The following is an 11,749-nucleotide window of genomic DNA, read 5'->3' as shown; positions in this document are numbered from 1 at the left end:
CTATGATTATTCTCACGCAATTCTCCCATTCTTTTATTCAAAGAGTTGAGATTTGCCATATACAAATCATAATTGAGAGTGAAGGCTGTGGCTGTGATTTCTTGCTCGGCTGCGATGACTTCAAGATTGTCAATTTTTCCAATATAGTAGCTTGTGTAGCCATTGCTTGTGATTGTGTTGATTTCTGCATCACCTGTTGTAAAATCCTGAATAACCTTAGATTTTAGTTCAAAGTCAATGCCAGCAGATGTGGCCACGCTTGCCAATTTAACCCCATTTTGAACTCCAACATCTTGCATTTGAGTATCTTTGTCAAGAACAATACCGAAATGATAAGTCCCCTGTTTGCTTCCTGTTGCAGCATTGATGACAAAAGTGTCAGCCTCTGTGGCAGTCGCCTGTGTCCCAAGAATGAAGGAGCCACTTCCAGAACCAGTGTCAAGAGTGTCAATTGTAAGGCTTCTTCTAGTGCTTCTTGATTCTTCTCCTCCCTTGCTTGTGGCTTCTGTTAGCGATAGAGCATAGTTTCCATCTCCCAAAGTAACATTGCTTATGGAGTTGCTTTGTCCTGTGAGAATCAAAGCACCACTGCTTCCTGTGAATTTTACATTTGTGCCTGTATTTGTCGTTGTTGTTTCTACCCCTCTAGGAGATATCCCTTTAAGAGCATATCCATTAGTTTTGATTTGATTAATCTCTCCATTAATCACGCCATAAGTATTATCGGCAATGTTGATATTTGTAGTTCCTGAATCTGTGGTAGAGATATCACCGCTTATAGAGAGTTTAGAAACCCCAGCAAAAGAGATTTCTGTAATTCCTCCACTTGTAGTCATAGAACCCGTGATAGTTGCTGTTTGTCCATCTGTAAGCTCTAGTGTTGTTTTTCCTCCACTTGTAGTGATGGCACTTTTTAGAGTTCCTGTGTTTCCATTGAAATTGATAAATGTTGCTCCCTTATCACTTGTGTTTAGAGCAGAAATATTTGCAATTTTGCTATTTTCAATATTGATTTGTGTAATTCCTCCACTCGTGCTAACTCCTCCACTAATTGTCCCACTATTTGTGAAGTTGATTTCTGTGTTTCCACCTGTGGTTTTTATTGCTTGAGTGTTATCTTGCCAAGTGAGTGTCGCACCATTTGTGGAAATATTCTTAAAATTAATAATGTTTAACCCATTTGCAAATACCAAACCACTATCCCCATTCTTAAATGTTACATTTTTGGCTTTGATATTAAAGAGGTTTTCCCCTCCATTGTATTGCTCTTGAGTGTCATCTGAATTTGTGATAGTTCCTGTGATTGTGGCAGTGATAGAGCCAGAATCATCGTTTATATCAGAGCCGAAGTTAAGAGTCGTTGAGGCATTGGCATTTGTGATAAGCCCACCTTGTATCGTTCCTTCAATTCCATTGAAGTTGATAGTATTGCTTGAGTTTGTCGTAAGTGAACTACTCCCACCTTCTCCAATCTTAAGGATTGCATAGTCTGCAAGATTGATAGTGTTTTCTATGCCTCCTAGATTTGCACTTGCATCTTTGATTGTCCCTGTAATTGCACTCTCACTATCTTCTGATCCATAGACATTGAAAGTGTTAATTCCACTAGTAAGTGTTACACCATCCATTGTAGCTGTTCCAATGAAGTTGATTTCACTATTTCCACCATCAATGACAATACCACTACCATTGAGCTGTCCACTATTGCTTCCATGGAAGTTGATGATAGAATTTCTATTTGTTCCAATAGTGATGCCATTTGTGTTGGCTGAACTATCCCCACTATTTTTGGTGCTAATTGTGGCATTAGCAGTATTTCCATTTTGAAAATCAATCAAAAGTGTTGAGTGTTCTGCAAAGGTGATATCTCCTGTGATTGTTTTCTCATCACTTCCACCCAAAGAGATACCAAAGGTAGAGCCACTTCCTACGCTGACTCCACCTGTAAGTACAATATTTGATGTTCCACTTCCTGTGAAAGCAAAAGTAAGAGAGGAATTTGTTTGGATTGTAGTGGAGGTAATTGTCGCTCCTGCACTATCACTTAGTGAAATTACAGCATTCTTGGCGTTACTTACTACTGACTCTAGAGTGTTGGAAGAATTTGTGAGAACAAGTGTTGAGTGGTGAAGCTGATCGTTTGCTTTTCCACCTTCAAAGGCAACTTTAAGATTGCTTCCAGAATTGTTGACTTTTACTCTTGTGTTGTTTAAAGGAGAGTTTGTCTCACCCGTTCCTGATGAAAGCTTGAGGGTAGAATCAGTGCTTGTAGTGATAGCAGAGATTGTTGTCTCTCCTCCAGCAAACTCTAGGGTTTGTCCTGTTCCACTGAAGGTAACTTCATTGAGTGTGGCTTCTCCATTTGTTGTGCCAAACTTAAGAAGTGTTGAGCCATTGTCCAAAGTGAGATTATAGGTTTGGGAGTTGCTATCATTTATGGTGGTTGAAAGAGTGTCAAATGTGCTTTGTGCGTTTTTGAAAGTCAGTGAAGCTGTATTGGAGGGCTGAGCTTCCATCACAAGATTTGTGATGCCAATATTTCCACTTCCACTGATTATATTAGTTCCGCTCACAGAGATTGTAGAGCTTCCTTGTGTGGTAGTGATACCTGAAGTAGAAAGTTCTGCATCTCCTGATAGACTAAAAGTGAGAGCTTGATTTTCTGCAATGGCTAGGGCTGATTGAATGCTTGTGCTTCCTGCAGAGAGGATAAGTTTATTCTCTACTGCACCACTTCCTAAAGTGATTGCTTTGAGTTCATTACCACCACTAGCTAGAGTCATCTCTGCTTTTTTGCCACTTGCACCATTGAAGTTGAGAGTAGTGGTATTGTTTTCAATCGCATTTGCCACACTAGCACTAACTCCATTATCATTTGAAGCACCATCAAGACTAAGTGTCCCACTTGTAGTAGAGCTAACACTTGTAAGGGCATTTGTCGCACCTTGCAAGGTGAGAGTTCCACCATTGCCAATAGTTACATTATTTGCTCCACCACTCAAAGAGGTGACTCCTGTGATTGTCCCACTTTTGCCCTCTGCAATCTTGATGGTTGTAGTCCCTGCTGTGGTGCTGATTGTCCCTGTTAGGATTCCATCACTTCCATTGAATTCAAGATTTGTAGTCCCTGCATTGGCAATATTGTTTGTAAGATTGACACCATCTTTCAAATCAAATGTTAGAGCTTGATTGTTTGCAATGCTTGTGGGTGTGCTAATTGTAGTGTTTCCTGTGGAGAGAATAAGCGTATTGTTTGTGGAAGTGGGAGTGGATTCACTTCCTAGATTGATGCTTGTGATTGTGTTTGCATTTCCATTGAGAGTAAGGGATTTTGCATTAGTTCCACTAGCAAAGCTGATATTTGTAGTTCCATTAGTGGTATTTGTGCTTACAGCTCCACTGATTGTCCCACCACTATTATCTGCGATAGTAATTGTTGTAATGGCATTACTTCCATTGGTATTAACCAAACCACTAAGAACACCATTGCTTCCATTGAAGTTGATTGCAGTAGTTCCTGCTGTGGTAGAGAGAGTTCCATTACCACTGCTTCCAAGTGTGAGAGTTGTTGCCTCACTTCCAGCCAAGAAGTTGATATTCATAGCTTCTCCACCTGCTGTTACTGCTCCACTGATTGTTCCATTCATTCCATCAGTTACTGCAATGTTTGTAGTTCCATTATCTGAAGTAGCAAGTGTTCCTGTGATACTAGAAGTGTTTTTGAAATTGATATTTGTAGTTCCACCACTTGTAGAAACATTACCACTCAATCCTGCATTAGCTCCATTGAAGTTAAGCGTGGTTGCTCCTGCTGTGGTAGAGATTTGTTTTGTGCTAGGAGTGCCACTACTATCACTAAACGTTAGAGTTTTGCCACTTCCAATATTGATAATATTTCCTGCACCACTAGAAATACTCTCGCTTCCTGAGAAATTGAGGTCTGTGCTAATCGTTGCACTTTTGCTTGTAAGATCAATAATATTTTTTCCTCCTCCTGAAGTAGAGAGAGTTCCTACAATACTATAAGACTGACTATCTTTTAGCACAAGATTTGTTGTCCCACCTGTGGTTGTGATATTTCCATTTAGACTACCATCGGTGCTGTCTTTAAAAGTGAGATTTGTTGTCCCACCTGAAGTAGTAAGAGTTCCAGTGCCTGAGTCATTATCTTGGATTGTGAGTGAAGTTGCATCGATATTTGTAATTCCACTTGCAGAGATAGAATCTCCACTGCTAGACTTTAAGATACCACTAGTTCCATTGAAATTGATGGTGTTGCCATTTTGACTTCCACCTCCTGAAGTGATAGCCCCACCTAAAGTCAGAATCGCTCCATCTTTTGCTAGATTGATAGTGTTGCTATTGCCACCATTCCAAGCATACAGAGATGAGCCATCGGTATTTCCAGAATTAAAAGCTCCAATGCTTAAATCACCATTGGCAAGGGTGATAGTGTTTCCTTTTTGACTATTAGTGTATGTTGAAGTAGAAATTCCTTGAGTGATTACAAGATTTCCCTCACCTGTGGAGTGTATCGTATTTGTAGCATTGTTGGCTGTAATTGAGGTTGCACTTCCACTAAAAGTATTGGTTGTTATTGAGTTGTTTCCCCCTCCACTTGCACTAATACTTCCTGCAAGTGTCGTTGTTCCAAGTGCTGAAGTTTTATTTGTCCCTCCATTTGCATTGATATTTCCAACAATACTGATATTGTTTGCGATGATATAGTTTGTCCCTGCTGAAGACAATCCACCTGCTTTCACATCAAGATCTCCTGTGATATTGATGTAGTTTTGCCCACTACTTTTGGCTGAAAGTTCTGTATTGACTGTGATTTTTGCTACATTGGCTTTCGTATCTTCTACCATAATCCCATCAGCACTTTTGAGAGAAAATCTTTTATCAGAGCTTGAGTTGAAATATGTCGTATTGGGCAATAATCCCTTTTTTTGTGTATCGCGATTATCATTAGTTGTCTTAGAAGAATCAAAAGTGATAAGATTTTTTCCTATATAGTTTTGCCCTGAAGATTCTGCGATTAGATTGTTTATATCAATTGTAGATTCTCCACTTGTATTATCAAAGCTCAAAATATTGTGAGTTCCTCCTTCACCTGCTCCTATCTTTCCATATACCTTTAAATTATCAAGATAGAGAGTATTGACAGAGTTTTCTCCAAATTGCAAACGATTAAAAGTAGAGGTCCCTGTTCCACTACTTAGGGAGTTATCAGCATATATTGTAACTCTGCTTGTCTCACTCCCGATATTGTTTGTTCCTGCAAGACTTAATCCATTTCCACCATTTTGCACTGTTAAATCAGCTACAAAGTTACCAGCACTTACAAAATTGAAAGTTTTTGTGCTGTCTGTGAGAATCAAGTGATTTTGTCCAGTGTTTTGTCCACCATCTTCTTTGGCAAAAAGATAAGTTTGAGAGCTTGCATTTTGATAGGCTGAGAAATCAATCTCACCAGCAATGACAACATTAGTTACGCCTCCAAAAGCACTTAAGGTTTTAAACCCCCAGTTTTCTGTCGGTCTTCCAGTTTGGGTATTGCCATTAAAACCATTCCCCCAATTGGCATTGAGTGAATTGTTTGTGGTAAGAGTGAGTTTCCCACCTATCCATAAGAGATTGGAGTGAAATTGTGTGTTGCTATCTGTGGGATTTTGATCGTAGGCATCAATTCCATTGACTGACATATCACTATCAACAACAATGTAGTTTCCTCCCGTGCTTCCATTCTTAAAAGTTCGTATAAAACCATTGATTGTCAGATTTGATGCTGTGTTGATATAGTTTTTGGCATTGCCTTGAGAAAATAGGTGATCGGTGATGGTGAGAGAGTTTGCATTGAGGGTAAGAGAACCACTTCCTGTGGATTTTATCCCCCCATAGATTGTTGAGTTTGCAGTATTGGTGGAGTTCTCTGTTGTAGCATTGCTGAAGTTGATTGTGGTTGCTCCACCTGTAGAGGAGATTGTCCACCAACTTGTATTTTGTATGCCGATTGATGAGGTGTTACCTTTCATATTGATTTCTTTTGTTCCATTACCCTGAAGTGTAAGGTTGCCTAAGATTTCACTATCGCTACCACTAAAAATGAGTGTAGAAATTCCATTGCTCCCATCAAGAGTGATGTTGCCCTTCACTCCTTTACCACCAAAATCCCCTGTAAATCGGTTGTTTGCATTACCTCCTGTTCCAACATAGATATTTCCATATAGGGCATAGTTTGTTGTTGTGGTGATATTGCCTAGATTAAGGCTTGTAGTGATATTGCTTCCATTTGCATATCTAAACTCTATTGTTCCAGTGCCACTGCTACCCATTTGAAGACTATTGCCATTGCCATCGACTTGTGCTGAACTAGTAAAGCCGATGATTTGATTTGTTCCACTTGTAGAAGAGCTAACGCCATTTTTAAATGTAAGCGTTTCATATGTTGTAGTGCTGATATTGTCGGTAGTTGTCCAAGTGATATTGGTATTGCTACTGCTGTCTATGGTAGTTGTAGGATTTGCTACTGCCACACTCACACCCAAAGCCAAAGCCAAAGAAGTGGCTACAAGAGGTCTGAAGCCTTTAGATACTGAAAGGGCTAGTTTTTTACTCTGCCCCCCCCCCCCTAGAGTTTTATTCTTTTTAGTCATTATTTTTCCTTTGTGTTAAATTTGGATTGAAAGTAAAGCTAATATTCTATCAGATTTTTTAATCTTTTGCAAGAGATTTTCTCTAGGTGGGGGGGGGGGAAGGATTTATAATCTTTGTGATTAAATAGCCTTAAAGCCACTAGATTTGGGGCTTTATAGACATTCTCTTCTCTTTTATTATTTTTGTAATAGGGAGATTGAGTGGGCAGAGTTTTTCACACTCACCACAAAGTGTGCAAGTGGAGAGGATAGCAGAGGTATTTGGAAAGGGTGGGAGAGAGCAGAGGTGGAGATAACCTCTAGGAGAGTAGGTTTCATCTCCACTAGAGATAAAAGTAGGGCAGATGGGGTTGCACTTGGCACATTTGATACACACTTGCTCCACTTCTTCTCCTTAGAGGGTTTTGCTAAATTTGTTTTCTCCAATAGGGGTGTTTTGAAGAAAGCCATCAAACTCCATTGCAATATTTCGGATAAGCATTCCTCCTGTAGGTGTGGCTTTGAGGTAGTTCTCTCCTAGCTCTAGCAATCCTGCTTCTTCATAGGGTTTGAGGGCTGAGAGAGCGTGGGAGAAATGAGATTTGAAATCGATTGCAAAACGCTTCTGTATCATTGAAAAATCCAGATAGAGATTATTCATAATCTGCATAATCACTTCTTTTCTTAGTCTATCTTCCTCACTTAGCCAAATCCCTTTGCTTGTAGGCAATATCCCCTCATCTAGGGCTTTTTGGTATTCGCATAAGTCTTTGTGATTTTGTGCATAATAATCTAGCCCTTCACTAATGCTAGTTAGTCCAATTCCCACGGTTTGAGAGAATCCTTTGGTGGTATATCCTTGGAAATTGCGTCTTAGCTCTCCTCTCTCTTTGGCAAGGTAAAGTTCATCATTTCTCTTAGCAAAGTGATCCATTCCGATTAGCTCATAGCCATTGTTTGAGAGGAATGAGATCATAAACTCTAGGATTTTTAACTTCTCTTTGGGAGAGGGAAGTGTGGTTTCATCAATCTTTCTCATCGTCTTTTTCATCCAAGGCACGTGAGCGTAATTAAAGATTGCCAATCTATCAGGAGAGAGAGTTAGCACTTTTTGGAGTGTTTGACTAAAGGTTTGGAGGTCTTGATAGGGCAAGCCATAAATCAAATCAAAGTTGATTGAGTTGATTGCAAAACTTCTAGCGATTTTTACAGCGTTTTGCACTAGCTCAACGCTTTGGATTCTGTGGATTGCTTTTTGCACTTGGGGATCAAAGTCTTGCACCCCAAAGCTCACACGATTAAATCCCCCTTCTTTTAGCACTTGCATTTGCTCCTCTGTAAAAAATCTAGGATCAATCTCACAGCTGACTTCTGCTTGGCTTGAGAAGTTGGGGAAAGTTTCTTTGAGTAAAGCAATCACTTCTTTTAACTCATTGGCATTGAAAAATGTCGGAGTCCCTCCACCAAAATGAAGCTGAATCACCTCTCGTTTGGTATCCAAAAACTGCTTAAGGATTTCAAGCTCTTTGCGTAAATAGGGGATATAGAGGGTTTTGTTCTCTTCTTTGCTTGTATAAATCACATTGCACCCACAAAAATAACACGCACTTCGACAGAATGGAAGGTGGAGATAGAGTGAGAGAGGGAGATTACTAGAATTGGATTGAACTAAAGCTTTTTGATAGTCAAGATGAGTGAAGTTGGAGTGAAACTCATTGGCTGTGGGATAGCTTGTGTATCGTGGCCCTGCTTTGGAGTATTTGGCAAATTTTTCAAAATCTATCATTTTATTTCCTTAGGTAGTCATCAAGATTGAAAAAAAGATTGGGGTGTTCTTTTTTGATTTCTTTGATGAGTTCTAGTGTATTGACTTGGGAGATGTCAAGGTTAAGCTCTGTGAGTTTGCTTTTTGCCACGCTTAGCACATCTTCAAAGTCTAGGGGCATAAGGTTGGCGATGTCTTTTTCCAAAGAGATAGCAAATCGCTCTTCTTGTGCCTTTTTCATACTCTCTAAGAGATTTTTGAGAATCTTTGAGGAGATGATGACATACTCCTCTCCACTCTCATCACAGACAAAGCAAGGTTTTGAGTCGCTAAGCTTTCCCTCACTTAGCTCGACACTTAGGTGGGTTTCATCAATTTGCTTGAGATTGCCACTTGCGATGTGTTGATTTAAATCTAACATTTTCTCTCCTTTTGTTGGTGCAAATATACCATTATTCCCTTTTGTGCGTGCAATCGATTTTCAGCTTCTAGGAAAACTCGGCTTTGAGCTCCCTCTAGCACTCCCTCACTCACCTCATATCCTCGATAAGCAGGGAGGCAGTGCAAAAAGATAGCATTACTTTGAGCCAAGCTCATTAACTCCTCATTGACTTCAAAGCCCTCAAAAGCTTTGATTTTTTTCTCTTTTTCACTCTCTTGCCCCATAGAAATCCAAGTATCAGTAGTTACCACATTGCACCCCTCTATGGCTTCTTTGGGGTTGTGTGTTGTGAGGATTGAAGCTCCACTTTCTTTGGCAAAGCTAAGGGCTAGGGAGAGAATCTCGCTATCAACCTCATAGCCTTTGGGTGTAGCAATCCTTAGATCAAATCCAAGCTTTGAGGCAAGCATCAGCCAAGAGTGAGCCATATTGTTGCCATCTCCAATATAGGTAGCGATAGGTTTCTCTCCCTCAAGGCTTATGCCACACTCAAGCATCGTGAGATAATCTGCCAAAAGCTGAACAGGGTGATAGCTATCGCTTAATCCATTGATAACAGGCACACTAGAGTAAGAGGCAAACTCCTCAAGGCGTGAATGCTCAAAAGTGCGAATCATAATCATATCCACCATTGAGCTAATCACCCTTGCTGTGTCTTTGATAGGCTCTCCACGGCTGAGTTGAATGTCATTGCTTGAAAGAAACAATCCCACTCCTCCAAGCTGATAAATCCCTGATTCAAAGCTCACTCTTGTGCGAGTGGAGTTTTTCTCAAAAATCATTGCTAGGATTTTTTGAGGCATTAGTGGGGTGGGAATATTGTTTTTGAAGTCTTTTTTGATTTGCTGGGCTAGGGTGATAATCTCTAAAATCTCATTTTTGCTAAAGTCTTTAAGGCTTAAAAAGTGCTTCATTCTCTCTCCTTTGTGTGCTTATCGCTGTCTTGGATTGGGGGGATTCATATTGGGAAATGAGTAATTTTGGATAGAAATCACAATCCCTTTGGTGAGATTTTTGAAAAGGGTGTATTCATTTGTTCTCTCATACAAAATCTCTTGGTTATTGAGTAAGAAGCGTTGAGTTAGCACTCCCTCTTTGGTGATTCTTAGTCCTTTTCCTCCGAAAATATCAGCAGAGAAGAAAATATCATCAAAAAGATCTCCATAACTCACTTCACCAAAAATCTTCCTTGCTGCCAAAGACTTTGGAGCACATTCTCCTTGAAAGCAGACTTCATTTTTGCTGATTTCAAGGGCTCCGATTGGAGTCCCCATTTGGAAGAGATCAACATGAATTGCATAATAAGAAAACCTTATCACAGCCAAATCATAGAATTTGATGGCAGGAGTATTGATAAGCAAAAGTTTTGTTCCTGACACATGGGCTAGGGATTCCAAAGAATTGGGATCGACTGGCTGAGATTTGTCAAACATTGAGAGGAAGTTGTTCCACCCCTCTGAAGTTGAGGAACACGCACTTAAAAACAAGGCAACACATATCCCAAAAAATAGTTTTGTGATATATGTCTTCATTGCTTATCCTTTAATTATAGATTTCCTGATAGGACTTTGTGCCAAATTTTACCATCAAGTTTGAGTTCCATACTCACTTGACACAAACCATCTTTATACACCGTTTCAGTAATTTCAGCGTTTCTAATCAATGCTTGAACCTTTGTTTTGACAACAGAGTTTTGGAGCATCATATCTTTGACGGTATCTTGACCATTTACTCTGATTCCATACATTTTTTCCCCAATCTGTCTGTAAGCATCAACGATTGCCGCTCTTTTGGCAAGTGCTAGAGCTTGAGAGGGGGAAACTGAAGTTTCAGGTGCTACACCCATACCCACTGCATTGAGTTCAATGATATTGCTAGGAGTTAGCATAGGAGAGTTTGGAATCAAAGGCTCTCCCATTTCTTGGTTTTGAGATGGCTTTGCCATTTGTGTTTCAACTGAAGGTGCTGGAGCAACAGGCTCTGGAAGATTTGCTACTTCAATTTTATCAACTACCATATTATTGACTCTCTGAACTCTAGGAGTTGTATCCTCTACAATTGTTACAGGAGCACTCATCTGTGGTTGAGGCATCATATTTCCCATATTCCCATACATTGGTGTTGGGGGTTGAAGTGGCACATAGTTTGCCTGATAATTTGCTGAAGGTGGGATAAGGGCTGTATCACTTACACCATCTGTAAATGCTCCACATCCTACCAAACTTAAAGCCGCCGTGCTAATCATTGCTGAGTAAGTTAATTTAACTCTCATTTGTCTCATCCTTTATTTTGATTTGATGTGAGGGTATATAGCAAATGGTGTTCCAATTTTATTTCTTGCATTGAATATAGCGATGAGTTGCCAAAACTTTGCTGAAATAATATTGATTGTCAAGGTTGATGACAAAGTCCTTGCTCCCATCTACAATGCTTGTGAGATCCTTTTGTAGGATAAATTTGCATTGAGTGGTATTGATGAGTTCTGTGGCGTGTTTGAGGCGATAGGTTTTCTCATCAATCTTTTCTAACTCAAAGACAATATCCCCAAAATTAAACTTGAAGTGATAGCCATTGTTTGAGGAGTTGGAATAGGTGCGTAAGTTTTTATTGGAAGTTTGAAACTCGGTAAATGTGCCATTGAGTCTGACAGATTGGGTGTCGATTTTGGCTTGGGGGTGGTTGGATTCCATAAACTCTAGGAGTGAGGTGGAGAGAATCTGGATAAAAATCTCATCGTTTTGTTTTTGCTGTGAAAAATCCTGTGCAGATGCCTCATAGGCGTAAGTTTGAGAGATTTTTGCACGCTGAATCTCACAAAAGCCAAAAGAAAAAAATGATAAAAATACTAGCCAATAATGCACAATCAAACCTTTTTTAAGCAAGTTTTGAATATTATACCTTTTTATA

Annotated in this window: 8 protein-coding genes; all 8 read right to left on the bottom strand. The window is 39.7% G+C overall.

The features are described from left to right. Window positions 1-6,656, bottom strand: a 6,656-nt coding sequence (locus CQA58_RS05935; protein WP_147288613.1) for an S-layer family protein, incomplete at its 3' end; no start/stop codon positions are given. A gap of 139 nt (window positions 6,657-6,795) precedes the next feature. Continuing rightward, window positions 6,796-7,041 carry a 4Fe-4S dicluster domain-containing protein gene (locus CQA58_RS05930; RefSeq protein WP_115569806.1) on the bottom strand — a complete coding sequence of 82 codons (246 nt, stop codon included), beginning with the start codon at window positions 7,039-7,041 and terminating at the stop codon, window positions 6,796-6,798. A 9-nt stretch (window positions 7,042-7,050) separates the two neighbouring features. After that, the gene (hemN, locus tag CQA58_RS05925) at window positions 7,051-8,421 is read right to left on the bottom strand and encodes an oxygen-independent coproporphyrinogen III oxidase (protein ID WP_115569805.1); all 1,371 of its coding nucleotides are present in this window, start codon (window positions 8,419-8,421) and stop codon (window positions 7,051-7,053) included. Between the two features lies 1 nt (window position 8,422). Continuing rightward, window positions 8,423-8,821 (bottom strand): DUF2603 domain-containing protein, encoded by a 399-nt coding sequence (locus CQA58_RS05920; RefSeq protein WP_115569804.1) that lies wholly within the window; start codon window positions 8,819-8,821, stop codon window positions 8,423-8,425. Then, window positions 8,815-9,756 carry an ornithine carbamoyltransferase gene (gene argF / locus CQA58_RS05915; protein ID WP_115569803.1) on the bottom strand — a complete coding sequence of 314 codons (942 nt, stop codon included), beginning with the start codon at window positions 9,754-9,756 and terminating at the stop codon, window positions 8,815-8,817. The genes CQA58_RS05920 and argF overlap by 7 nt, the downstream gene beginning before the upstream one ends. A gap of 18 nt (window positions 9,757-9,774) precedes the next feature. Further along, window positions 9,775-10,374, bottom strand: a complete 600-nt coding sequence (locus CQA58_RS05910; protein ID WP_115569802.1) for a hypothetical protein — start codon at window positions 10,372-10,374, stop codon at window positions 9,775-9,777. A 14-nt stretch (window positions 10,375-10,388) separates the two neighbouring features. After that, a complete protein-coding gene (locus CQA58_RS05905; RefSeq protein WP_115569801.1) occupies window positions 10,389-11,114 on the bottom strand; it encodes an LPP20 family lipoprotein in 726 nt (241 codons plus the stop codon). A gap of 58 nt (window positions 11,115-11,172) precedes the next feature. Further along, window positions 11,173-11,703: a hypothetical protein gene (locus CQA58_RS05900; protein WP_115569800.1), complete on the bottom strand. Its 531-nt coding sequence runs from the start codon at window positions 11,701-11,703 to the stop codon at window positions 11,173-11,175. Window positions 11,704-11,749 lie beyond the last annotated feature (46 nt).

The sequence above is a fragment of the Helicobacter brantae genome (genome assembly GCF_003364205.1).
Classification (GTDB): domain Bacteria; phylum Campylobacterota; class Campylobacteria; order Campylobacterales; family Helicobacteraceae; genus Helicobacter_G; species Helicobacter_G brantae.
The sequence above is the reverse complement of the archived record's forward strand: the minus strand, read 5'-3'. Positions and strand labels throughout refer to the sequence as shown.

Excerpts from the sequence above, each read along its gene's own strand:
- CQA58_RS05910 (WP_115569802.1), bottom strand. The coding sequence starts at position 10,374 with ATGAAGACATATATCACAAAACTATTTTTTGGGATATGTGTTGCCTTG.
- argF (WP_115569803.1), bottom strand. The coding sequence starts at position 9,756 with ATGAAGCACTTTTTAAGCCTTAAAGACTTTAGCAAAAATGAGATTTTA.
- CQA58_RS05920 (WP_115569804.1), bottom strand. The coding sequence starts at position 8,821 with ATGTTAGATTTAAATCAACACATCGCAAGTGGCAATCTCAAGCAAATT.
- hemN (WP_115569805.1), bottom strand. The coding sequence starts at position 8,421 with ATGATAGATTTTGAAAAATTTGCCAAATACTCCAAAGCAGGGCCACGA.
- CQA58_RS05905 (WP_115569801.1), bottom strand. The coding sequence starts at position 11,114 with ATGAGAGTTAAATTAACTTACTCAGCAATGATTAGCACGGCGGCTTTA.